Below are 21,393 nucleotides of genomic sequence, written 5' to 3' on the forward strand. Positions count from 1 at the left end.
AACTAAGGACGGCCATAGTAACAAAAGTCGTGAGAAGTGTAACTAAGAGCTGCCTATCCTAATAAAAGCAACCTGAGTAACCATTCCATATACCTATTATGATTTATTTCATAGTAATTTAATAAGAAAATACTTGTTCGTGTTTCATACTTTGATAGAATATATTCATATACAAAAAATAGTCTGAAGAATTTTATTTCGAGGAGTCGTTATTGTGCCAATATCAAAACTATTATCAGAAATACCAGACAGTTACTTTGGAAAGACAATGGGTCGTAAGGTTGAACATGGTCCGTTACCGTTAATTAATATGGCGGTTGGTGTCCCAGATGGTGAAACGCCAAAAGTTATCGTAGATGAATTTATTAAAGCTGTACAAAAGCCAGAAAATCAGAAATATGGTGCTTTTCATGGTAAAGACACGTTTAAACAAGCGATTGTAGATTTTTATAAGAGACAATATGATGTGGATTTAGATAAAGAAGAGGAAGTATGTATTTTATATGGTACAAAAAATGGTTTAGTCGGTTTACCGATTTGTGTCGTAGAACCTAATGACTATGTATTATTACCGAATCCAGGCTATACAGATTATTTAGCAGGTGTTCTACTCGCTCGTGCTAAGCCATATTCTTTAGAATTAACGCCTGAACATCAATACTTACCACAGTGGGATGACATAGAACAAGAAATCTTAGATAAGACAAAATTAATTTATTTAACTTATCCAAATAATCCAACTGGATCTGTTGCAAATACAGAGTTTTTTGATGAAACGATTGCCAAATTTAAAGATACACAAACAAATATTATACATGACTTTGCATATAGTGCTTTCGGATTTGATCAGAAAAATCCGAGTATTCTCCAATCGGAAGGTGCTAAAGAAACAGCTGTAGAGATATTTTCTTTATCGAAAGGGTATAACATGTCTGGTTACAGAGTAGGCTTTGCAGTCGGTAACAAAGAAATGATTGCTGCTTTAAAGAAATACCAAACGCACACACATGCCGGTATGTTTGGTGCATTACAAGATGCGAGTACTGTCGCTTTAAATGAATGTGATGATTTTCTTATTAAACAAAATGAAATATTTAAGACGAGAAGAGATCAATTTGAAGCGTCATTAAGAGAAGTAGGTATACCATTTGAACCAATGAAAGGTGGTATATTCCTTTGGTTACAAACACCTCCAGATTTTGATGGAGAAGCATTTGTAGAATACTTATTACAAGAGGTTTCTATATTAGTTGCTCCAGGTATACCATTTGGCGATAATGGTCAAAATTATGTCAGAATCTCATTAGCGTTAAGTGATGACGAACTATTGGAAGGTGCTAAGAGGTTACAAGATCTAGCTCACTTATACAAATAAAAAGAGCTGAGAAATAAATATTCTCAGCTTTTTCACATAAATGAGATTTTGTCGATATGCTTTAGGGTATTAAAACACTATAAATAATAAAATCACAAATATGATCAATATAAAGATCGACATATAATTGAGTAGTTGAATCGCTTTTTGGTCTTTAATACGATATTTAAATGCTGTGATTTCAACATTGATAACGAGACAAACTAATACAGCTAATATCCACCAAGTTTGCATTGCAAAACTAAATACAATACTGCCTAAAAAGACAATAAGCATAAGCCCCATTATAAATCTTAAAGCTTGCGTAAGCATCGTATGTAGTTGGTATATACTTAAGTAACTAATAATAAGATAAATAATGGTAAATAATAAAAGTATGAGAATTAACATAGTCATTTCCTTTCGTTAATCTTGATCAAGTTGAGCGCGAACTTTACTGATTTCTTCTTCGATTTTGACAAGTTGTTTTTCAAGTAAGTCGGTTGCTTGACCAGTAGATTCTCTCTTTTCTAGGTCATTTTGTATACGTATGTAATCATATTTAAGTTCAGAAAGTTGTTGGTTTAAATCCATTTTAAACACTCCTTTTTATAAAATAGCTATGAAGTAGGTGATAAATTGAAAAAAGTTAAAACCAATGCGATGCGCATCTTAGATCAATATAATATATTTTATCATACTCATGAATTTAAAATAGGAAAAGATCATTTAGATGGTCATGAAGTTGCGCAATTAATTCAGAAACCAGAACATCAAGTGTATAAGACGCTTGTATTAACAAATGGGAATCGCGAATATTTCATCTTTGTTATTCCAGTCGTTGAACATCTTGATATGAAAAAAGCTAGTAAAGCTGTTGGTCAGAAAAAATTAGAACTCTTACCACTTGATCAACTCACCAAAGTTACAGGTTATGTAAGAGGTGGTTGTTCTCCAATTGGTATGAAAAAAACATATCAAACCGTAATTGATATCAATGCTGAATCATTATCTACGTTTATCGTCAGTGCAGGTAAACGTGGCTATCAGATTGAACTTGATCCAGCAGATTTAGCCAAAGTGATTGATGTAAGCTTTGATGATATTATTAAATATAACTAAACTAATTTTAGTATAATTTATTAATATTTCAAACAAAAAGTGTGCATAGAAGTTAAACTGTTGTTAATATAGATAAATGTGAGTTTAATGAGAGAAGTGATAAAGTGACAGAAAAATTTATAATGATTATTTTATTAATTGCTTTAGGATACGTTCTAAAGAAGCTTAAATTCTTTAAAGCTTCTGATGGTAATGTACTTGCAACACTTGTACTAAATGTTACTTTGCCTTCATTAGTGATTGTAAATTTAAATGGATCTGATTTAGATTTATCTTTAGGATGGCTTCCTATATTAATGCTATTGTACGGCATTATAGCAAAGCTACTAATCATATGGTTATTCAAGAAAAAATATAATAATCAAATAAGAGGTACTGTGGGCATGATGGCCGCTTCAGTTAATATTGGACTGTTTGCATATCCATTAGTCGCACAAATTTGGCCTAAAAATGGTTTATTATACTTTGGTATGTTAGACATTGGTACAGCTATCATTATGTTCGGTGTAACATATTTTGTTGGTAGTTACTTCAATGATGGTGGCGATCAATTCGACTTTAAACGAATGGGTTTAAATTTATTAAAGACCGTACCACTTATGACATATATGATTATGTTTATCTTAAATATAATGAGCATTAAAGTACCTGATAAAGCGATTGATTTCTTTGAAATTATTGCAAATGCGAATATGCCATTATCCATGATCTTATTAGGTTTATTCTTGAATTTTAAAATCGAAAAAGCATACTTACCGATCGTTGTTAAATACTTAGCATTTCATTATGGCTTTGGTTTAGTAATGGGATTACTTGTTCATTTCTTCTTACCTGTTGATGATCCAATGATCAAAACGACGTTACTTATTGGTTGGTTATTACCTATAGGTGTTTCAGTATTATCTTATGCCATTACATTTAAATATAAGACTTTACCTATAGTCGGCATGGCTACTAATTTAAGTATTGTTATATCAATCGTCATTTTATATGTATATCAATTTTTCTTTGTTTAATTAAACATTAAAAAAGCGTTTGGATTTCGCATCCAAACGCTTTTTGTTATATATTAACCTTTACCGCCCATGAAAGCAGGATAGTTTGTCATTCCGCCATCAACATATATTGTTGTACCGTGAATGTAACTTGCTTGTTCTGAAGCTAGGAATGCATTAATATTTGCAACTTGATCCGCTTCACCAATTTCATGTAATGGAATCATTTCTAATGTTTCTTCGCGTGTGGCAGGGTCAGAGAATTTTTCGCGAGTATGTTCTGTAACAATAGCCCCTGGAGAAACATTATTAATTCTTATACCATTTTTACCGTATTCCATAGATAAAGTTTCCATCATCAATTTTAAGCCGCCTTTACTTGCAGCGTAATTGACGTAGTTTGGCCAAGGAATAACATCGTGCACACTTGCAGTATTGATGATTTGACCTTTAATATCATGCTCTAAATAGTAATTAATGACTTCTCTACTACCAATAAAAGCACCTGTTAAGTTGATATCGATAACTTTAGACCATTCTTCTAAACTCATTTCATGAGATGGAATTGGTTTTTCGAAACCAGCATTATTGATTAACACATCTATACGACCAAATGTTTCATGTGTTTGTTGAATCAAGTTCTTGATATCTGCTTCTACTGAAACGTCTGCTTTAATTGCAACCGCGTCAGCACCAGAATCTTTAATAGATTGAACGATTTTTTCAGCTTCTTCAACGTGATCTAAATATCCAATGACAACTTTTGATCCTTCTTTACCAAATCGTTCAGCAGTTGCTTTACCAATACCACTGTTACCACCAGTGACAATGACAACTTTATCTTTTAAATCTTCATACATATTAAACACTCCTATTTTTATATATTGAGTTTACCCTTTAGCTGCACCAATAATGAATGCTGCAATAATGATTAACACGATACCTATCCAAATAAATGTCATTTGACGTTTTGTTTTTTGTTCGCCTAATAGGTAAATACCACCTAGAGTAGAAACGATTACTAACATTTGTGAAAATGAAAAGCTCGTTCCGACACCAACTTTTGGTTGTGAAATGAATAGGAACATATTACCTAATGCCCATACAATCCCTGGCAATAAGTTGAGTGTCGTATGTTTAACAGTAGGTTTATGTTTGAATGATAAAATAATACCCCCAATTACCATACCTATAGATTGTGGAAATAATGCATCCCAACCTTCAACACCGAATACTTGGCCGATTACAACGTATACGACATAACCGACAGTAGAGATGAGTAATATTGGAATAGCTTTACCAAGCTTTTTAGTATTTCCGCTATTTCCAGAACCTTTTTTCTGAACAGATGTAAATATTACACCGATAATCAGTAACACTAAACCTGATAGGCCAAGTGCAACTTGCGTACCTGTTGACCATTCTCCTAAAAATGCAGCACTGAATAATGTTGTTCCAAGTAATTGTAAACCTGTAGATATAGGCATCGTTATTGAAACGCCAATTAAGTCTACACTTCTAAGTTGAAATCCTTGTCCAAGTGCCCAGAAAGCACCAGAAATCATACCGATAATAATTGTAGTGAATGTAAAGTGCACATCACCAAAGAAGAATAGACATAAACCGATGATGAAAGCCCCGATTGTTGTACCTAAAATTTGGTTATAAGGACCTCCACCAACTTTAACATTGATTAATACGACGCTTCCCCAGAACAATGCTGGTAATAGCGCTATAAGGTATTCCATACACAAGACTCGCTTTCTCTATTTATTTGTATTATTTAAACTACCCAAGTATTATACGCCCGAAACTTTTTTATTGTAAAACATATAGCTCACAATGTAATTTTACTATTAAAAAAGTCCCATGAATGCTCAATAAACATTCATGGGGCTTAGTTTAAAAGTTAAACGTCGTACGGTCTCACATATTTAAAATGATGTGTTTCGTTGACGATGTGGAAACCGACTTTTTCATATAATAATTGTATTTGTTCATGCTTTTTACTATCTACATAGATACGAACTGTTTCGACATCTTGATGATTAAATGCTTCTGTCGTCGCGAAATGAATCATTTGAAACGCGATGCCTTGTTTTCTGTAATCATGGTGAGAAGCTAAATTAGGAATTGTGGCTAATTTCTCAGGTATATCTATGGATAGATAGATGTATCCTTTAACAAGACCTTCAGCTATATATAAATAAAGCGCATGATTATCGTCTAGTGAATCTATAATATCATCAGCACTTATATCACTATGTTTGAAACTATTGGAATGCAATTTATTAAAGGCATAGTAATAAGGTTTGCTGTATGGTGTCATTTGGTGTTGCTTATCAATTGGTAAAGGTGGTTGTTGAATTTCTAATGTATATTGTGTTTCTACATATCCCGCATGTAGTCTTTTCAGTTTACTATTATTTAAAATGTGATCTTTATGTAGCGAAATGTGGCAATATTTAATGTTTGGATGATCGTTTAAAAGTGTTTCCCATATTTCTTTTAAGGCATTTAACGTTTCCTCATTTGTATCATTAACGATTGGCCCCCATACATTTGCAGTCTCGTCATCTACACGCTCAAATCCTAATATCCCGGTAATGGTGTCATTGTCTTCTATATAGTAGAAGGTGGTTTCATCAAATTTATGGATTAAGTCATTCTTAATCTGTTCTATTGACTGAGGTATATGTGTCACGTAATTAGTTTCTTGCCTGTTTTTTTCGTGTAAATAAGAAGCTATCGGATCGATTTCTTTAAGAGGCAGTATTTGCATGATAGTCACTCCTTTAATATTCAACGATTATTTTATTCCATTATACGATTAATCGAAAATTTATAAAAGTTTTTCATGCCTTTAGAACACTTTTTATTCATGTTATAATAGTACGAATGTAAAAAAGAATGGGTGAAAAGAAATGAAAGCATTAGTTCTTGCAGAAAAACCTTCAGTAGGTCGTGACATAGCTAAAGCATTAGGTATTCATGATCAGAAGAAAGGTTACTTTGAAAATAAAAATTATATCGTTACTTGGGCATTAGGACATCTTGTAACGAATGCTACGCCTGAAGAATACGACAAGAAATTTAAAGAATGGAATTTAAATGTCTTACCAATTATTCCTGATTATATGAAACATGTTGTAATTAAGAAAACAAGAAGCCAATTTAATACAGTTCAACATTTGATGAAACGAGACGATGTAAATTCAATTATTATTGCGACAGATGCTGGTAGGGAAGGTGAACTTGTTGCAAGGTTAATTATTGAAAAAGCAAAAGTTAAAAAGCAAATTAAGCGACTATGGATCAGTTCAGTTACTGAAAAAGCAATTAAAGCAGGCTTTCAAAATTTAAAACCTGGTGAAGCATACAACAATTTATATCAAGCAGCATTATGTAGAAGTGAAGCGGATTGGATTGTTGGTATAAATGCGACTAGAGCTTTAACAACAAAATATGACGCACAATTATCATGTGGTCGTGTTCAAACACCAACTTTAAATCTTGTACAAATGAGACAACAAGAAATTCAATCATTTAAACCTGAAAAGTATTATCAGATGAATATTGAAGTAGAAGGTTATAAATTTAAATGGTTGAGTAAGAGCGGAGATAAAACATTTGATGCTGATTTAATAGAACAAGTTAAACAACAAGTTCAAAATAAAAATGGTATTATCCAAAATATCTCGAAGAAGAAAAAAACAAAGTATCCTCAAAAGTTATACGATCTTACAAGTTTGCAACAAACAGCTTATCAACGTTATAAAATGAGTGCGAAAGAAACGTTGAATACAATGCAAGCATTGTACGAACAACATAAAATACTGACTTATCCTAGAACAGATTCTAACTACTTAACAGATGATATGGTTTCTTCTCTGAAAGAACGAGTATCATCATTAAGTGCTACACCACTTAAATCACATGCTGTACCATTGCTTAAAAAACCAATTAGAGCGGGTAAACATTTTGTTGATAATAAGAAAGTATCAGATCACCATGCGATTGTACCAACAGAAGTGAGACCTAACTTTGATCAGTTATCTCCTAGAGAACAGAAAATTTTTATGCTAGTGGCTGAAAGATTTTTAGAAGTATTATTACCACCATATCAATATGAAGAAACAACTGTGACATTAACATGTGAAGGGGAAACTTTTAAACTGACACAAGAAGTAGCAGTTGAATTAGGCTTTAAAGAACTATATGAAGAAAAGGCGCATGTGAAAGCTTTGCCTTTTGAAGAACAGCAGCATGTGAACATACAAAATGTGAATGTCGTTAGTAAAGATACAGAACCGCCTGCGTACTTCAATGAAGGAACTTTACTTAAAGCGATGGAATCACCACATCATTTCTTTAAACTTAAAGATAAGAAAATGGCTCAAACTTTAAATGAAACAGGTGGTATTGGAACAGTTGCGACAAGAGCGGATATCATCGAGAAGTTATATAGTTCTAATGTAATAGAAGCGGTGCAAGGTAAAATTAAGATTACGCCTAAAGGTAAACAATTATTAAACTTAGCACCTGAACAACTGACATCACCAGAATTAACGGCAGATTGGGAAATGAAGTTAACTCAAATCGAAAAAGGAAATTATTCTAAAAATAAATTCATGAATGAAATGAGAAACTTTACGAGAGAAATCATTGCGGATATTAAAGAAAGTGATGATAAATATAAACATGATAATATCACAACGACTGAGTGTCCGACTTGTGGTAAATTTATGCTTAAAGTTAAAACGAAAAATGGTCAAATGCTCGTGTGTCAAGATCCAACATGTAAGACTAAGAAGAATCAACAAAGACAAACAAATGCCAGATGTCCAAACTGTAAGAAGAAACTTACACTGTATGGTACAGGTAAAAAAGCAACTTATAGATGTGTATGTGGTCATACAGAAACACAAGAGCATATGGACGAAAGACTTAAAAACAGAAAATCAGGCAAAATAGGCAAAAAAGAAATGAAGAAATATATGCAAACTGAAGAAGTAGAAAACAATCCGTTTAAAGACGCTTTAAAAGGATTGAAGTTCTAACATAATATGTATAGAGACTGGGGCATCGTGTGATGTCTCAGTTTTTTTAATCTATTAGCAGCAATTGAGTTGGCTAGAAGCGTACTGTCACGGGTTATAAAGCGTAAAAACCGAACTATAACACGAACATAAATAAATTTAATTATATAAATGTTCGTAAAAAGTATTGATTTTTGATGTTCCCAGTAATACAATGTACAGTGTTGAAATTAATAAAGGAGTCTTATGATGAAACGTTACTTTAAGTTTGATGAATTGGGAACAAATTATAAAAGAGAAATTCTTGGTGGTTTAACGACATTCTTATCTATGGCATACATATTAGCCGTTAACCCATCAATGTTAAGTTTGGCAAGTGTTGAAAATGTACCTGATTCAATGAGAATGGACCAAGGTTCTGTGTTTGTTGCTACAGCGTTAGCAGCATTAGTTGGTTGTTTATTTATGGGTATCATTGCGAAATACCCGATAGCTTTAGCACCAGGTATGGGGTTAAATGCATTTTTCGCGTTTACAGTTGTGCTTACAATGGGTATTCCATGGCAAACTGGTTTAACGGGCGTACTATTCTCAGGTGTTATATTTGCGATATTAACGATGAGTGGTTTACGAGAGGTTATTATCAATGCAATACCATTTGAATTAAAGATGGCTGTATCTGCAGGTATAGGATTGTTTATTACCTTTGTAGGTTTACAAGGTGCAGGTATTGTTAAAAAAGAAGATTCAACTTTAGTTACTCTTGGAACAATGCATAACCCAGAAGTACTATTAGCAGTATTTGGTATTATCATTACTATTATATTAATGGCTAAAAAATTACCAGGAGCAATTTTCATCGGAATGGTCTTAACAGCTATTGCGGGATTAATTACAGGTTTAATTGCCATGCCAGATAGTATAGTAGGGAAAGTACCAAGTGTATCACCAACATTTGGTGCAGCATTCGAAGCGTTTGGTGATTTATCTACTATATTTAATGTACAATTCTTAATTGTCGTTTTAACTTTCTTATTTATAGATTTCTTTGATACTGCAGGAACATTAGTTGCGGTTGCAAACCAAGCTGGTTTAATGAAAGATAATAAATTACCTAGAGCAGGTAAAGCATTATTCTCTGATTCATTAGCAACAATTGTAGGTGCAATATTTGGTACTTCAACTACAACAAGTTATATAGAATCTAGTGCAGGTGTTGCAGTTGGTGCACGTACAGGATTCGCAAGTGTTGTAACAGGTATTTGTTTCTTAGCAGCATTATTATTCTCACCGTTAATGGCAGTTGTTACAAGTGCGGTTACAGCACCAGCGCTTGTTATAGTAGGTGTATTGATGGTTAGTAACTTAGGTAAAATTGATTGGCAAAAATTTGAGATAGCAGTACCAGCTTTCTTAACAATGATTATGATGCCTTTAACATATTCAATTGCAACAGGTATTGCGTGTGGATTTATCTTCTATCCAATCACAATGATCGTAGCAAAAAGACATAAAGAAATTCACCCAATTATGTACGGTTTATTCTTCGTCTTTGTCGCTTACTTTGTATTTGTCCATGCATAATAAAAAAAGCCGCGAGATTTCATTTAATGAAGTCTCGTGGCTTTCTATTTATATATTAACTTTTATAAGTAGTCTTGTAATATTTAGATGGGATATATACTGGCGCAATTATAATCGTAAATAAGAAGATGATCATTAAAACGACCATTACGATATGTAATAACCAGCCAATAATAGGAATGATTGCAACAAAGCTAGCGATTAGTCCGATTAATGGAATAACAAATATTACTTTAACAGAATTCTGGTTATCTATTAATAGGATGAGTGTCGTAATAAAGTATAACGTTCCATTAAGTACCAAAGCATTATAACCAGTTGAAAGAACGATTCCTCCACCTAGAAAAGGAATGGCTAATAATAACTCAGATACAACTAATATAATAGAAAGAACTAGCAAAACTGATTTAATTCCTCTTTTCATGATTTCACCACCTAGTTAAAATTGCTTGTTATATTATAACATTTTGATTACAAATTATCTATTTAAATTTTACCTATTGAAAAAGAACGCATAATCCGTTATAATACTTGGGTATGTGTTAGATGAAATTAGAAAAAATATATGGTTATCTATTGATTAATAGAAATAAATCATGTATCATATCTAATGTTGGACTTTAAGAAGCGATGAAGCGAGAGGTTACTGACACACCCGGCCGCTTTGCCATGGCGGTGTGTGAGAGAGTTTTCGTGGAGAAGTCTATCACTATAAAGTAGACGAACAAGGAGGGAAAATTATGGCAAAACAAAAAATTCGTATCCGTTTAAAAGCGTATGATCACCGCATGATCGATCAATCAGCAGAGAAAATTGTTGAAACAGCTAAACGTTCAGGAGCTCAAGTGTCTGGTCCGATTCCATTACCAACTGAGAAATCAGTTTACACTGTAATCCGTGCCGTTCATAAGTACAAAGACTCACGTGAACAATTCGAACAACGTACGCATAAACGTTTAATCGACATTCTTAACCCTACACCAAAAACAGTTGATGCTCTTATGGGCTTAAACTTACCATCAGGTGTAGACATCGAAATCAAATTATAATTCATTAAAATAACAGGAGGTGCGACTTTCGATGACCAAAGGAATCTTAGGAAGAAAAATTGGAATGACTCAAGTATTCGCAGAAAACGGTGAATTAATACCAGTTACTGTAGTAGAAGCTAGTCAAAACGTAGTATTACAAACTAAAACTGAAGAAGTAGACGGCTACAACGCTGTTCAAATCGGTTTTGAAGACAAACAAGCATATAAAAAAGATCGTAAATCTAACAAATATGCTACTAAAGCTGCTGAAGGCCATGCTAAAAAAGCAGGTACAGCACCTAAGCGCTTCACTCGTGAATTCAGAAACATTGATGTTTCAGCATACGAGGTAGGTCAAGAAGTCACTGTAGATACTTTCCAAGCAGGAGACATTATTGATGCAACAGGCGTTTCAAAAGGTAAAGGTTTCCAAGGCTCTATTAAACGCCACGGTTTCTCTCGTGGACCAATGAGTCACGGTTCTCGTTACCACAGAGGCTCTGGTTCAATGGGTATGGCTTCAGATGCTTCTAAAGTATTTAAAGGTAAAGAATTACCAGGCCGTATGGGCGGAAACACAGTTACTATGCAAAACTTAGAAGTAGTTAAAGTTGATGCAGAAAATAACGTAATTTTAGTTAAAGGTAACGTGCCAGGTCCTAAAAAAGGTTTAGTAAAACTTACAACTTCAATTAAAAAAGGTAATAAATAATTATTTAGGTGAAAGGAGGAAACAACATTATGGCTAATATTGATGTATTAAAAGTAGATGGATCAAAATCAGGTTCTATCGAATTAAATGATAGTGTATTTGGTATCGAACCAAACCAACACGTATTATTCGAAGCAGTCAACTTACAACGTGCTTCATTACGCCAAGGTACTCACGCAGTTAAAAATCGTTCAGCAGTTCGTGGTGGTGGACGTAAACCTTGGAAACAAAAAGGTACAGGTCGTGCTCGTCAAGGTACAATCCGTGCGCCACAATGGCGTGGTGGTGGTATCGTATTCGGTCCTACACCAAGAAGTTATTCTTACAAAATGCCTAAGAAAATGCGCCGTTTAGCATTACGTTCTGCATTATCTTCAAAAGTAAGTGGTAACGAATTAACAGTTTTAGAAGCATTCAACTTTGATGCACCTAAAACAAAAGAATTCAAAAATGTAATGAGCAACTTAGAACTTTCTAAGAAAGTTTTATTCATCGTTGATACTGTAGACAGCAACGTTGAATTATCAGCTCGTAACATTCCAGGTGTTAAAGTTATCGACGCTCAAAGCTTAAACGTATTAGATATCTTAGATTCTAGTAAAGTCGTAATAACTAAAGCAGCAGTGGATAAAGTAGAGGAGGTGCTCGCATAATGGAAGCAAGAGATGTTATTAAGCGCCCCGTAATCACAGAAAAATCTTCATCAGATATGGCTTTAGATAAATACACATTTGATGTAGATACACGTGCAAACAAAACACAAGTAAAAATCGCAATCGAAGAAATTTTCGACGTGAAAGTTGATACAGTAAATATCATGAACGTTAAAGCAAAAGCTAAACGTGTTGGTCGTTACAATGGTTTCACTAACAAACGTCGTAAAGCAATCGTAACTCTAAAAGAAGGTTCTTCAATAGACCTATTTAACTAAAAACAATTACCATTAAGGAGGTAAAACGACAATGGCTCTTAAAAAATATAAGCCAATTACAAATGGTCGTCGTAATATGACATCTTCAGACTTCGCTGAAATTACATCAACGACTCCTGAAAAGTCTTTATTACAACCGCTTCCGAGAAAAGCGGGACGTAACAACCAAGGTAAATTGACAGTTCGTCACAGAGGTGGCGGTCATAAACGTCAATACCGTGTAATTGATTTCAAACGTAACAAAGATGGAATTCCTGCTAAAGTAGCAACTATCGAGTATGATCCAAACCGTTCAGCTAATATCGCATTATTAGTATACGCAGATGGTGAAAAAAGATATATCATTGCTCCTAAAGGATTAAAAGTAGGACAAGAAGTATTCAATGGTCCAGATGCAGATATCAAAGTAGGTAATGCATTAGCATTAACTGATATCCCAGTTGGTACTACAATTCACAACATCGAATTAAAACCAGGTAAAGGTGGACAATTAGTCCGTTCAGCTGGTACAAGTGCTCAAGTACTTGGTAAAGAAGGTAAATACGTACTAGTTCGTCTTAAATCAGGTGAAGTTCGTATGATCTTATCTACTTGTCGTGCAACAATCGGTCAAGTTGGTAACGAACAACACGAATTAATCACAATTGGTAAAGCTGGTCGTTCTAGATGGATGGGTAAACGTCCTACAGTTCGTGGTTCTGTAATGAACCCTAACGATCACCCTCACGGTGGTGGTGAAGGTCGTACACCAATCGGTCTTAAATCACCAATGTCTCCATGGGGCAAACCAACACTTGGTAAGAAAACTCGTAAACAAAACCAACGTTCATCTAAATTTATCGTTCGTGGTCGTAAGAAAAAATAATAATACCTTATTTACGTGTGCGGCTTAGATGCCGCGCGCATTAAATAAGAAGGGAGGCGCCATAATGGCTCGTAGTCTTAAAAAAGGACCTTTCGTTGATGATCATTTAATGAAAAAAGTTGAAGCTCAAAACGAAGGTGAAAAAAAATCAGTTATTAAAACATGGTCTCGTCGTTCAACAGTATTTCCTAACTTCATCGGACATACAATAGCAGTATATGATGGTCGTAAACATGTGCCAGTTTTCATTACTGAAGATATGGTTGGACATAAATTAGGAGAGTTTGCACCTACACGTACTTATAAAGGTCATGCTGCAGACGACAAAAAGACTAAACGCTAATTTCTAAAAAGAGGAGGAAGTCACAATGGAAGCAAAAGCGGTTGCTAGAACAATAAGAATCGCACCTCGTAAAGTGAGATTAGTTTTAGATCTTATTAGAGGTAAAGAAGTGGCAGAAGCAATTGCCATCTTAAAATTAACAAACAAAGCAACATCACCTGTTGTTGAAAAATTATTAATGTCAGCATTAGCAAATGCAGAACATAACTATGATTTAAATCCTGACACATTAGTAGTAAAAGAAGCTTACGCTAATGAAGGACCTACATTGAAACGTTTCCGTCCACGTGCACAAGGTCGTGCAAGTGCGATTAACAAACGTACTAGCCATATTACAATCGTAGTTGGCGAAAAAGAAGCTAAAGAAGTTAAAGAAGCATAATTAACTAAATCATTAAGGAGGGAATATAGTGGGTCAAAAAATTAATCCAATCGGACTTCGTGTCGGTGTAATTCGTGACTGGGAAGCAAAGTGGTATGCAGGTAAAGACTTCGCAACACTTTTACATGAAGACTTAAAAGTTCGTAAATATATCGCAGAAGCATTAAAAGAAGCTTCAGTTTCAAGTGTTGAAATTGAACGTGCAGCAAACCGTATCAATATCGCTATCCACACTGGTAAACCAGGTATGGTTATTGGTAAAGGCGGTTCAGAAATTGAAAAATTACGTAACAAATTAAACGCATTGACTAACAAAAAAGTACACATCAACGTTATCGAAATCAAAAAAGTTGATTTAGATGCAACATTGGTAGCAAATAACATTGCTCGTCAATTAGAAAACCGTGTATCTTTCCGTCGTGCTCAAAAACAAGCTATCCAACGTGCTATGAAATTGGGAGCTAAAGGTATCAAAACTCAAGTATCTGGTCGTTTAGGTGGCGCAGATATCGCTCGTGCAGAACAATATTCAGAAGGAACTGTTCCACTTCATACATTACGTGCAGACATTGATTTCGCACATGAAGAAGCCGACACTACTTACGGTAAATTAGGTGTTAAAGTATGGATCTACCGTGGAGAAGTTCTTCCTACAAAGAAGTCTAGTGAAGGAGGAAAATAATAATGTTATTACCAAAGCGTGTTAAATTCCGTCGTCAACATCGTCCAAAAACAACTGGTCGTTCAAAAGGCGGAAATGAAGTAACATTTGGTGAGTACGGTTTACAAGCTCAAACAGCAGCTTGGATTACTTCTCGTCAAATCGAATCAGCTCGTATCGCAATGACACGTTACATGAAACGTGGCGGAAAAGTATGGATCAAAATATTCCCACATACACCATATACTAAAAAACCTTTAGAAGTACGTATGGGTTCAGGTAAAGGTGCAGTTGAAGGATGGGTAGCAGTAGTTAAACCAGGACGTATCTTGTTCGAAGTTGCAGGTGTTCAAGAAGAAGTTGCACGTGAAGCATTACGTCTTGCAGCACACAAACTTCCAGTTAAATCTAAGTTTGTAAAACGTGAAGAATTGGGTGGTGACACAAATGAAAGCTAAGGATATCAGAAATTTAACCACTACTGAAATTGAAAAAGAAATCAAAGAAGCTAAAGAGCAATTATTCAACTTACGCTTTCAGTTAGCAACTGGTCAACTTGAAGAGACTGCTAACATTCGAAAAGTTAAAAAGACGATTGCACGTCTAAAAACAATCGTTCGCGAAAGAGAAATCGAAGAAGAGAAAGCAGCAGATAATAAATAATCAAGTAGAGGAGGTTCATTACTGTGAGTGAAAGAAATGACCGCAAAGTTTACGTTGGTAAAGTAGTTTCAGATAAAATGGATAAAACTATTACAGTAGTTGTTGAAACATACAAAACTCATAAATTATATGGTAAACGCGTAAAATATTCAAAAAAATATAAAACGCATGATGAAAACAATTCAGCAAAAATGGGCGATATCGTTAAGATTGCAGAAACACGTCCTTTATCATCAACTAAACGTTTCCGTCTAGTTGAAATCGTTGAAGAATCAGTAATTATTTAATAGAAGTATAAAGATAAGGGAGGTCAAACAAAGATGATCCAACAAGAAACACGTTTAAAAGTAGCAGACAACTCTGGTGCTCGTGAAGTATTAACAATTAAAGTTTTAGGCGGATCTGGTCGTAAGACAGCTAACATTGGTGATGTAATCGTCGTTACTGTTAAAAATGCTACACCAGGTGGCGTTGTTAAAAAAGGTGAAGTTGTTAAAGCTGTTGTTGTACGTACTAAATCAGGTGTACGTCGTGAAGATGGCTCTTACATCAAATTTGACGAAAATGCATGTGTAATCATCCGTGATGACAAAGGTCCACGTGGTACACGTATATTCGGTCCTGTAGCGCGTGAATTACGTGAAGGTAACTTCATGAAGATCGTTTCTCTAGCGCCAGAGGTACTTTAATCTATAATGATAAAAAACAAAATTCCTAAGGAGGTGCCTACACATGCACGTACGTAAAGGTGACAACGTAATCGTTATCTCAGGTAAAGATAAAGGTAAAACTGGTAAAGTTTTAGAAGCATTACCTAAGAAAGAACGCGTAGTTGTAGAAGGTGTTAACATCATTAAAAAACACCAAAAACCAACTCAGTTCAATCCAGAAGGTGGTATCTTAGAAACAGAAGGTACTATCCACGTATCAAACGTTCAATTACTTGATCCTAAGACAAATGAACCAACTCGCGTTGGATACAAAGTAGTAGATGGTAAAAAAGTTCGTATCGCTAAAAAATCTGGCGAAGAAATCAAATCATCAAACGAATAATTATTAAGTGAAAGGAGGATCCACTTTGACACGTTTAAAAGAAAAGTTTAATAATGAAATTTCTGCTGAGTTAGTTAAGAAATTTAACTATAGTTCAGTTATGGAAGTACCAAAAATCGAAAAAATAGTTGTAAACATGGGTATCGGTGATGCAGTTCAAAACTCTAAAGTTTTAGACTCTGCAGTTGAAGAACTTCAAGCAATCACTGGTCAAAAACCATTAGTAACTAAAGCTAAAAAATCTATTGCGACTTTCCGTCTTCGTGAAGGTATGCCAATCGGTGCAAAAGTTACATTACGTGGAGAAAGAATGTATGAATTCTTTGATAAATTAATCTCAGTTTCATTACCACGTGTACGTGACTTCCGTGGTATCTCTAAAAAAGCATTCGACGGTCGTGGAAATTACACTTTAGGTGTTAAGGAACAATTAATTTTCCCTGAAATCGACTATGATAAAGTAAGTAAAGTACGAGGAATGGATATCGTTATCGTTACAACTGCTAACACTGACGAGGAAGCTCGTGAATTGTTAACACAATTCGGTATGCCATTTCAAAAGTAATCTCTAATTATAAAGGAGGCTAATTAAGTGGCTAAAAAATCAATGATCGCTAAACAACAACGTAAACAAAAATTCGGAGTTCGTGAATACACTCGTTGTGAACGTTGTGGACGTCCACACTCAGTATATCGTAAATTCAAACTTTGCCGTATTTGTTTCCGTGAACTAGCATACAAAGGCCAAATCCCTGGCGTACGTAAAGCTAGCTGGTAAACTCAAAAGAATGAAAGGAGGAAACACAAATGACAATGTCAGATCCAATTGCAGATATGTTAACTCGCGTGCGTAACGCAAACATGGTACGTCACGAAAAATTAGAGTTACCTGCATCAAACATTAAAAAAGAAATCGCAGAAATCCTTAAAAAAGAAGGATTCGTAAAAAGCGTAGAATATATCGAAGATGATAAGCAAGGTGTTATCCGTATGTTCCTTAAATATGGTCAAAACAACGAGCGCGTTATCACAGGATTAAAACGTATTTCTAAACCAGGTTTACGTGTATATGCTAAAGCTGACGAACTTCCAAAAGTTCTTAACGGTTTAGGTATTGCACTTGTTTCTACATCTGAAGGTGTTTTAACTGATAAAGATGCTAGACAACGTGGAATCGGTGGAGAAGTATTAGCTTATATCTGGTAATTATAAAATTATAAGGAGGTGCCCACATAATGAGCCGTGTTGGTAAGAAAATTATTGAGATCCCTTCAGACGTTACAGTTACTATCGAAGGTAACACAGTAACAGTTAAAGGATCTAAAGGTGAACTAACTAGTACTTTTAATGAAGAAATGACATATAAACAAGAGGACAACAGCTTAGAAGTTGTACGTCCATCTGACTCTAAAGAACATAAAACAATCCATGGTACAACTCGTGCGTTAATCGCTAACATGATTGAAGGTGTATCTAAAGGTTTCGAGAAAAACTTAGAACTTATTGGTGTTGGTTACCGTGCCCAAATGCAAGGTAAAAATATCATCTTAAACGTTGGTTATTCTCACCCTGTAGAAATCGTTGCTGAAGATGGAATTACATTATCAGTAGAGAAAAACACTAAAGTTAAAGTAGAAGGTATTTCTAAAGAACGTGTTGGTGCAATTGCATCTTATATCCGTTCAATCCGTCCACCAGAACCTTATAAAGGTAAAGGTATTCGTTACGAAGGCGAATATGTTCGTCGTAAAGAAGGTAAAACTGGTAAGTAATCATTAAGATAAGAAAGGAGCACTAACATGATCGCTAAAATCGACAAAAATAAAGTTCGTTTGAAAAGACATGCTCGTGTACGTGCTAAATTAGCTGGTACAAGCGAAAAGCCACGTTTAAACGTATATCGTTCAAACAAACATATTTATGCTCAAGTAATTGATGACTTAAACGGTGTAACAATCGCTCAAGCATCAACTGTAGATAAAGAATTTAATTTAGAGCAATCAGGTAATGTAGAAGCAGCTGCTAAAGTAGGCGAAATCGTTGCAAAACGTGCCGCTGAAAAAGGCGTTGACGCTGTAGTATTTGATCGTGGAGGATATTTATACCACGGACGTATCAAAGCATTAGCTGATGCAGCTCGTGAAAACGGACTTCAATTTTAATTTAAAGGAGGGACACTCATGCGTCGTAAAGAACAAGAAGTTAAAGAATTTGAAGAGCGCGTAGTTACGATTAACCGTGTAGCTAAAGTAGTTAAAGGTGGTCGTCGTTTCCGTTTTACAGCTTTAGTAGTTGTTGGAGATAAAAATGGTCGCGTAGGTTTCGGTACTGGTAAAGCTCAAGAGGTACCTGAAGCTATTAAAAAAGCAGTAGAAGATGCTAAGAAAGAATTAGTAACAGTTCCACGTGTTGAAGGAACAACTCCTCACCAAGTTATTGGACGTTTTGGTGCAGGTCGTGTTTTAATTAAACCAGCAGCACCTGGTACAGGTGTTATTGCAGGTGGACCAGTTCGTGCCGTATTAGAACTAGCTGGTATCACTGATATCTTAAGTAAATCATTAGGTTCTAACACACCAATCAACATGGTTCGTGCTACAATTGAAGGACTTAAAGAACTTAAAAATGCCGAAGAAGTAGCTAGTCTACGCGGTAAATCAGTAGAAGAATTATTAAATTAAGGAGGGAACAAACACTATGGCTAAATTAGAAATTACCCTCACTCGTAGCGTTATTGGTCGTCCTGAAACTCAACGTAAGACAGTTCAAGCGCTAGGACTTAAAAAAACAAACTCAACTGTAGTAGTTGAAGATAATCCTGCGATTCGTGGGCAAATCAACAAAGTAAGTCACTTAGTAAAAGTTACTGAAAAATAAATTCATCTAAAGTATTAAGGAGGTGCCAAAATGAAATTACATGAGTTGAAACCAGTTAAAGGTGCTCGTAAAGAACGTAACCGTGTAGGTCGTGGTATGGCTACAGGTAACGGTAAAACAAGTGGTCGTGGTACTAAAGGTCAAAAAGCACGTTCAGGTGGCGGTGTTCGTTTAGGTTTCGAAGGTGGTCAATTACCATTATTCCGTCGTTTACCAAAACGTGGATTCACTAACATCAACCGTAAAGAATATGCAATTGTTAATCTTGATCAATTAAATCGTTTCGAAGAAGGAACTGAAGTTACACCAGCGTTATTAGTAGAATCAGGTGTTGTTAAATCTGAAAAATCTGGCGTTAAAGTTTTAGGAAACGGTTCATTAGAAAAGAAATTAACAATAAAAGCTCATAAATTCTCAGCTTCAGCTATTGAAGCAATCGAAGGTAAGGGCGGAACGCATGAGGTGATCTAATGTTTGAAACGATCATTAGTTTTTTGAAGACTAAAGATATTCGTAACAAGATATTATTCACACTAGCAATGCTCGTTATATTTAAAGTTGGAACTTACATTCCAGCCCCTGGTGTTAATCCAGATGCTTTTAATCAAAATAAAGGTTCGCAAGGTATTACCGATTTGTTTAACACATTCGGTGGAGGTGCCTTGCAGAACTTCTCAATTTTAGCGATGGGTATTATGCCTTACATTACTGCTTCAATCGTAATGCAATTATTACAAATGGATGTTGTACCTAAGTTTACAGAATGGTCTAAACAAGGTGAAGTTGGTCGTAAAAAGATTAATCAATTTACACGTTACTTCACAATTGTATTAGCCTTTGTTCAAGGCTTAGGTATGTCGTATTCATTTAATAATATGCTTGGTGGTAATTTAATTCAAAATACTTCAGTGTTAAATTATGTGTTAATAGCACTTGTTTTAACTGCAGGAACAGCTTTCTTAATGTGGTTAGGTGAACAGATAACACAATTTGGTGTAGGTAATGGTATTTCTATTATTATCTTCGCTGGTATTTTATCTTCAATGCCAAACTCATTAATTCAGTTCTACCAACAAAGTTTTGTTGGTGCAGATGATACAACTATGGCTTGGTTAAAAGCGATTGGTTTATTCGTAGGTATGATTTTACTAACTGTTGGTGCAGTTTATGTACTACAAGCAATTCGTAAAATTCCTATTCAATATGCTAAACGCCAAACTCAAGGTGCAGGTGGTTCATTATCTGCAAATGCAACATACTTACCTTTAAAAGTTAACTCAGCAGGTGTAATTCCAGTAATCTTTGCGATGGCATTCTTCATGCTTCCGAAGACATTAACGTTGTTCTTCCCGGATCAAGAATGGGCGCAAACAATTACAAATTATGCTGATCCATCACATAATATTGGTATGATCGTATATGTTATTTTAATAATAGCTTTCGCATACTTTTATGCATTTGTTCAGGTTAATCCTGATAAGATGGCTGAAAACTTACAAAAACAAGGTAGTTATGTACCAGGTATTAGACCTGGAGATCAAACTAAAAAATACATCACTAAAGTGCTTTATCGTTTAACGTTTGTGGGATCAATTTTCTTAGCTGTAATTTCTATTATTCCGATTTTAGCAATTAAGTTAATGAATTTACCTCAAGCAATACAAGTTGGTGGTACTAGCTTACTAATCGTTATCGGTGTTGCAATTGAAACAATGAAAACTTTAGAAGCTCAACTCAATCAACGTGAATATAGAGGCTTTAGAAGACGATAAGCAAGTAGG

General features: G+C 34.8%; 33 protein-coding genes. 27 read left to right on the plus strand and 6 right to left on the minus strand.

Annotated elements, in window-relative coordinates; all coding sequences use genetic code 11:
• Positions 1-214 precede the first annotated feature (214 nt).
• Positions 215-1,375, plus strand: coding sequence for an aminotransferase class I/II-fold pyridoxal phosphate-dependent enzyme (locus LQ617_RS11845; protein ID WP_239740462.1), 1,161 nt, complete (start codon positions 215-217; stop codon positions 1,373-1,375).
• A 69-nt stretch (positions 1,376-1,444) separates the two neighbouring features.
• Here LQ617_RS11845 and mspA read toward each other — a convergent pair whose 3' ends face one another.
• Positions 1,445-1,771, minus strand: coding sequence for a membrane stabilizing protein MspA (gene mspA / locus LQ617_RS11850; RefSeq protein ID WP_224658791.1), 327 nt, complete (start codon positions 1,769-1,771; stop codon positions 1,445-1,447).
• A gap of 9 nt (positions 1,772-1,780) precedes the next feature.
• The gene (locus LQ617_RS11855; RefSeq protein WP_049320027.1) at positions 1,781-1,948 is read right to left on the minus strand and encodes an SE1832 family protein; all 168 of its coding nucleotides are present in this window, start codon (positions 1,946-1,948) and stop codon (positions 1,781-1,783) included.
• Between the two features lie 45 nt (positions 1,949-1,993).
• Here LQ617_RS11855 and ybaK point away from each other — a divergent pair, with 45 nt between their 5' ends.
• Entirely contained in the window at positions 1,994-2,476 is a 483-nt protein-coding gene (ybaK, locus tag LQ617_RS11860) for a Cys-tRNA(Pro) deacylase (protein WP_025906804.1), read from the plus strand.
• 104 nt (positions 2,477-2,580) lie between these two features.
• Positions 2,581-3,492, plus strand: a complete 912-nt coding sequence (locus LQ617_RS11865) for an AEC family transporter (RefSeq protein WP_206179987.1) — start codon at positions 2,581-2,583, stop codon at positions 3,490-3,492.
• 53 nt (positions 3,493-3,545) lie between these two features.
• Here the strand turns inward: LQ617_RS11865 and LQ617_RS11870 are convergent, their stop codons facing one another.
• The 3 genes from LQ617_RS11870 to LQ617_RS11880 form a co-directional block, all read right to left on the minus strand.
• Complete coding sequence (locus LQ617_RS11870; protein ID WP_037589022.1) at positions 3,546-4,331, minus strand: glucose 1-dehydrogenase; 786 nt, start codon at positions 4,329-4,331, stop codon at positions 3,546-3,548.
• A gap of 30 nt (positions 4,332-4,361) precedes the next feature.
• Positions 4,362-5,219: a GRP family sugar transporter gene (locus LQ617_RS11875; protein ID WP_037589021.1), complete on the minus strand. Its 858-nt coding sequence runs from the start codon at positions 5,217-5,219 to the stop codon at positions 4,362-4,364.
• Positions 5,220-5,380: 161 nt separating this feature from the next.
• Positions 5,381-6,253 (minus strand): GNAT family N-acetyltransferase, encoded by an 873-nt coding sequence (locus LQ617_RS11880; RefSeq protein WP_239740463.1) that lies wholly within the window; start codon positions 6,251-6,253, stop codon positions 5,381-5,383.
• Between the two features lie 142 nt (positions 6,254-6,395).
• On the opposite strand from LQ617_RS11880, the gene LQ617_RS11885 reads away from it, so the two are divergent.
• Together LQ617_RS11885 and LQ617_RS11890 are read left to right on the plus strand one after the other, a co-directional pair.
• The gene (locus tag LQ617_RS11885) at positions 6,396-8,531 is read left to right on the plus strand and encodes a DNA topoisomerase III (protein ID WP_239740464.1); all 2,136 of its coding nucleotides are present in this window, start codon (positions 6,396-6,398) and stop codon (positions 8,529-8,531) included.
• 228 nt (positions 8,532-8,759) lie between these two features.
• Positions 8,760-10,094: an NCS2 family permease gene (locus tag LQ617_RS11890; RefSeq protein ID WP_025906798.1), complete on the plus strand. Its 1,335-nt coding sequence runs from the start codon at positions 8,760-8,762 to the stop codon at positions 10,092-10,094.
• A 55-nt stretch (positions 10,095-10,149) separates the two neighbouring features.
• Here LQ617_RS11890 and LQ617_RS11895 read toward each other — a convergent pair whose 3' ends face one another.
• Entirely contained in the window at positions 10,150-10,518 is a 369-nt protein-coding gene (locus LQ617_RS11895; protein ID WP_025906797.1) for a hypothetical protein, read from the minus strand.
• A gap of 316 nt (positions 10,519-10,834) precedes the next feature.
• On the opposite strand from LQ617_RS11895, the gene rpsJ reads away from it, so the two are divergent.
• From rpsJ to secY, 22 genes are all read left to right on the plus strand, one after another.
• Positions 10,835-11,143, plus strand: a complete 309-nt coding sequence (gene rpsJ / locus LQ617_RS11900; protein ID WP_016998799.1) for a 30S ribosomal protein S10 — start codon at positions 10,835-10,837, stop codon at positions 11,141-11,143.
• Positions 11,144-11,174: 31 nt separating this feature from the next.
• On the plus strand, positions 11,175-11,837 hold the full coding sequence (gene rplC, locus LQ617_RS11905; RefSeq protein WP_025906796.1) for a 50S ribosomal protein L3: 663 nt from the start codon (positions 11,175-11,177) through the stop codon (positions 11,835-11,837).
• Between the two features lie 29 nt (positions 11,838-11,866).
• Complete coding sequence (gene rplD / locus LQ617_RS11910; RefSeq protein WP_025906795.1) at positions 11,867-12,490, plus strand: 50S ribosomal protein L4; 624 nt, start codon at positions 11,867-11,869, stop codon at positions 12,488-12,490.
• Positions 12,490-12,768 (plus strand): 50S ribosomal protein L23, encoded by a 279-nt coding sequence (rplW, locus tag LQ617_RS11915; RefSeq protein ID WP_025906794.1) that lies wholly within the window; start codon positions 12,490-12,492, stop codon positions 12,766-12,768. The genes rplD and rplW overlap by 1 nt, the downstream gene beginning before the upstream one ends.
• A 31-nt stretch (positions 12,769-12,799) precedes the next feature.
• Positions 12,800-13,633 carry a 50S ribosomal protein L2 gene (gene rplB / locus LQ617_RS11920; RefSeq protein WP_025906793.1) on the plus strand — a complete coding sequence of 278 codons (834 nt, stop codon included), beginning with the start codon at positions 12,800-12,802 and terminating at the stop codon, positions 13,631-13,633.
• A gap of 64 nt (positions 13,634-13,697) precedes the next feature.
• Positions 13,698-13,976 (plus strand): 30S ribosomal protein S19, encoded by a 279-nt coding sequence (rpsS, locus tag LQ617_RS11925; protein ID WP_025906792.1) that lies wholly within the window; start codon positions 13,698-13,700, stop codon positions 13,974-13,976.
• A gap of 25 nt (positions 13,977-14,001) precedes the next feature.
• Positions 14,002-14,358 carry a 50S ribosomal protein L22 gene (gene rplV, locus LQ617_RS11930; RefSeq protein WP_025906791.1) on the plus strand — a complete coding sequence of 119 codons (357 nt, stop codon included), beginning with the start codon at positions 14,002-14,004 and terminating at the stop codon, positions 14,356-14,358.
• Positions 14,359-14,386: 28 nt separating this feature from the next.
• Positions 14,387-15,040 (plus strand): 30S ribosomal protein S3, encoded by a 654-nt coding sequence (gene rpsC / locus LQ617_RS11935; protein WP_025906790.1) that lies wholly within the window; start codon positions 14,387-14,389, stop codon positions 15,038-15,040.
• A gap of 2 nt (positions 15,041-15,042) precedes the next feature.
• Complete coding sequence (gene rplP / locus LQ617_RS11940) at positions 15,043-15,477, plus strand: 50S ribosomal protein L16 (protein ID WP_016998807.1); 435 nt, start codon at positions 15,043-15,045, stop codon at positions 15,475-15,477.
• Positions 15,467-15,682: a 50S ribosomal protein L29 gene (gene rpmC / locus LQ617_RS11945; protein WP_016998808.1), complete on the plus strand. Its 216-nt coding sequence runs from the start codon at positions 15,467-15,469 to the stop codon at positions 15,680-15,682. The genes rplP and rpmC overlap by 11 nt, the downstream gene beginning before the upstream one ends.
• A gap of 23 nt (positions 15,683-15,705) precedes the next feature.
• Entirely contained in the window at positions 15,706-15,969 is a 264-nt protein-coding gene (gene rpsQ / locus LQ617_RS11950) for a 30S ribosomal protein S17 (RefSeq protein WP_016911101.1), read from the plus strand.
• A 33-nt stretch (positions 15,970-16,002) separates the two neighbouring features.
• Positions 16,003-16,371, plus strand: a complete 369-nt coding sequence (rplN, locus tag LQ617_RS11955) for a 50S ribosomal protein L14 (RefSeq protein ID WP_016911102.1) — start codon at positions 16,003-16,005, stop codon at positions 16,369-16,371.
• A 43-nt stretch (positions 16,372-16,414) separates the two neighbouring features.
• The gene (rplX, locus tag LQ617_RS11960; RefSeq protein WP_037589018.1) at positions 16,415-16,735 is read left to right on the plus strand and encodes a 50S ribosomal protein L24; all 321 of its coding nucleotides are present in this window, start codon (positions 16,415-16,417) and stop codon (positions 16,733-16,735) included.
• 25 nt (positions 16,736-16,760) lie between these two features.
• A complete protein-coding gene (gene rplE / locus LQ617_RS11965) occupies positions 16,761-17,300 on the plus strand; it encodes a 50S ribosomal protein L5 (RefSeq protein ID WP_025906788.1) in 540 nt (179 codons plus the stop codon).
• 27 nt (positions 17,301-17,327) lie between these two features.
• The gene (locus tag LQ617_RS11970) at positions 17,328-17,513 is read left to right on the plus strand and encodes a type Z 30S ribosomal protein S14 (protein ID WP_016998812.1); all 186 of its coding nucleotides are present in this window, start codon (positions 17,328-17,330) and stop codon (positions 17,511-17,513) included.
• 29 nt (positions 17,514-17,542) lie between these two features.
• Positions 17,543-17,941: a 30S ribosomal protein S8 gene (gene rpsH, locus LQ617_RS11975; RefSeq protein ID WP_025906787.1), complete on the plus strand. Its 399-nt coding sequence runs from the start codon at positions 17,543-17,545 to the stop codon at positions 17,939-17,941.
• A gap of 29 nt (positions 17,942-17,970) precedes the next feature.
• Entirely contained in the window at positions 17,971-18,507 is a 537-nt protein-coding gene (gene rplF, locus LQ617_RS11980; protein ID WP_025906786.1) for a 50S ribosomal protein L6, read from the plus strand.
• Between the two features lie 27 nt (positions 18,508-18,534).
• On the plus strand, positions 18,535-18,897 hold the full coding sequence (rplR, locus tag LQ617_RS11985) for a 50S ribosomal protein L18 (RefSeq protein WP_037589017.1): 363 nt from the start codon (positions 18,535-18,537) through the stop codon (positions 18,895-18,897).
• An 18-nt stretch (positions 18,898-18,915) separates the two neighbouring features.
• Positions 18,916-19,416: a 30S ribosomal protein S5 gene (gene rpsE / locus LQ617_RS11990; protein WP_037589016.1), complete on the plus strand. Its 501-nt coding sequence runs from the start codon at positions 18,916-18,918 to the stop codon at positions 19,414-19,416.
• Between the two features lie 16 nt (positions 19,417-19,432).
• Complete coding sequence (rpmD, locus tag LQ617_RS11995) at positions 19,433-19,612, plus strand: 50S ribosomal protein L30 (RefSeq protein WP_037589015.1); 180 nt, start codon at positions 19,433-19,435, stop codon at positions 19,610-19,612.
• Between the two features lie 30 nt (positions 19,613-19,642).
• Positions 19,643-20,083, plus strand: a complete 441-nt coding sequence (gene rplO / locus LQ617_RS12000) for a 50S ribosomal protein L15 (protein WP_025906782.1) — start codon at positions 19,643-19,645, stop codon at positions 20,081-20,083.
• The gene (gene secY, locus LQ617_RS12005; RefSeq protein ID WP_239740465.1) at positions 20,083-21,384 is read left to right on the plus strand and encodes a preprotein translocase subunit SecY; all 1,302 of its coding nucleotides are present in this window, start codon (positions 20,083-20,085) and stop codon (positions 21,382-21,384) included. The genes rplO and secY overlap by 1 nt, the downstream gene beginning before the upstream one ends.
• The last annotated feature ends 9 nt before the right edge of the window (positions 21,385-21,393 follow it).

Source organism: Mammaliicoccus sp. P-M59, from assembly GCF_022386135.1.
GTDB lineage: Bacteria > Bacillota > Bacilli > Staphylococcales > Staphylococcaceae > Mammaliicoccus > Mammaliicoccus sciuri_A.

Bases quoted from the DNA above. Each gene is read 5' to 3' on its own strand.
- LQ617_RS11890 (WP_025906798.1), top strand. From the start codon at position 8,760: ATGAAACGTTACTTTAAGTTTGATGAATTGGGAACAAATTATAAAAGA.
- rplN (WP_016911102.1), top strand. From the start codon at position 16,003: ATGATCCAACAAGAAACACGTTTAAAAGTAGCAGACAACTCTGGTGCT.
- secY (WP_239740465.1), top strand. From the start codon at position 20,083: ATGTTTGAAACGATCATTAGTTTTTTGAAGACTAAAGATATTCGTAAC.
- rplX (WP_037589018.1), top strand. From the start codon at position 16,415: ATGCACGTACGTAAAGGTGACAACGTAATCGTTATCTCAGGTAAAGAT.
- LQ617_RS11875 (WP_037589021.1), bottom strand. From the start codon at position 5,219: ATGGAATACCTTATAGCGCTATTACCAGCATTGTTCTGGGGAAGCGTC.
- mspA (WP_224658791.1), bottom strand. From the start codon at position 1,771: ATGACTATGTTAATTCTCATACTTTTATTATTTACCATTATTTATCTT.
- rpmC (WP_016998808.1), top strand. From the start codon at position 15,467: ATGAAAGCTAAGGATATCAGAAATTTAACCACTACTGAAATTGAAAAA.
- rplW (WP_025906794.1), top strand. From the start codon at position 12,490: ATGGAAGCAAGAGATGTTATTAAGCGCCCCGTAATCACAGAAAAATCT.
- rpsJ (WP_016998799.1), top strand. From the start codon at position 10,835: ATGGCAAAACAAAAAATTCGTATCCGTTTAAAAGCGTATGATCACCGC.
- rpsH (WP_025906787.1), top strand. From the start codon at position 17,543: ATGACAATGTCAGATCCAATTGCAGATATGTTAACTCGCGTGCGTAAC.
- rpmD (WP_037589015.1), top strand. From the start codon at position 19,433: ATGGCTAAATTAGAAATTACCCTCACTCGTAGCGTTATTGGTCGTCCT.
- rpsS (WP_025906792.1), top strand. From the start codon at position 13,698: ATGGCTCGTAGTCTTAAAAAAGGACCTTTCGTTGATGATCATTTAATG.
- rplO (WP_025906782.1), top strand. From the start codon at position 19,643: ATGAAATTACATGAGTTGAAACCAGTTAAAGGTGCTCGTAAAGAACGT.
- rplP (WP_016998807.1), top strand. From the start codon at position 15,043: ATGTTATTACCAAAGCGTGTTAAATTCCGTCGTCAACATCGTCCAAAA.
- LQ617_RS11885 (WP_239740464.1), top strand. From the start codon at position 6,396: ATGAAAGCATTAGTTCTTGCAGAAAAACCTTCAGTAGGTCGTGACATA.
- LQ617_RS11855 (WP_049320027.1), bottom strand. From the start codon at position 1,948: ATGGATTTAAACCAACAACTTTCTGAACTTAAATATGATTACATACGT.
- LQ617_RS11895 (WP_025906797.1), bottom strand. From the start codon at position 10,518: ATGAAAAGAGGAATTAAATCAGTTTTGCTAGTTCTTTCTATTATATTA.
- rpsE (WP_037589016.1), top strand. From the start codon at position 18,916: ATGCGTCGTAAAGAACAAGAAGTTAAAGAATTTGAAGAGCGCGTAGTT.
- rplF (WP_025906786.1), top strand. From the start codon at position 17,971: ATGAGCCGTGTTGGTAAGAAAATTATTGAGATCCCTTCAGACGTTACA.
- rplC (WP_025906796.1), top strand. From the start codon at position 11,175: ATGACCAAAGGAATCTTAGGAAGAAAAATTGGAATGACTCAAGTATTC.
- rplB (WP_025906793.1), top strand. From the start codon at position 12,800: ATGGCTCTTAAAAAATATAAGCCAATTACAAATGGTCGTCGTAATATG.
- rplD (WP_025906795.1), top strand. From the start codon at position 11,867: ATGGCTAATATTGATGTATTAAAAGTAGATGGATCAAAATCAGGTTCT.
- LQ617_RS11880 (WP_239740463.1), bottom strand. From the start codon at position 6,253: ATGCAAATACTGCCTCTTAAAGAAATCGATCCGATAGCTTCTTATTTA.
- rplR (WP_037589017.1), top strand. From the start codon at position 18,535: ATGATCGCTAAAATCGACAAAAATAAAGTTCGTTTGAAAAGACATGCT.
- LQ617_RS11870 (WP_037589022.1), bottom strand. From the start codon at position 4,331: ATGTATGAAGATTTAAAAGATAAAGTTGTCATTGTCACTGGTGGTAAC.
- rplV (WP_025906791.1), top strand. From the start codon at position 14,002: ATGGAAGCAAAAGCGGTTGCTAGAACAATAAGAATCGCACCTCGTAAA.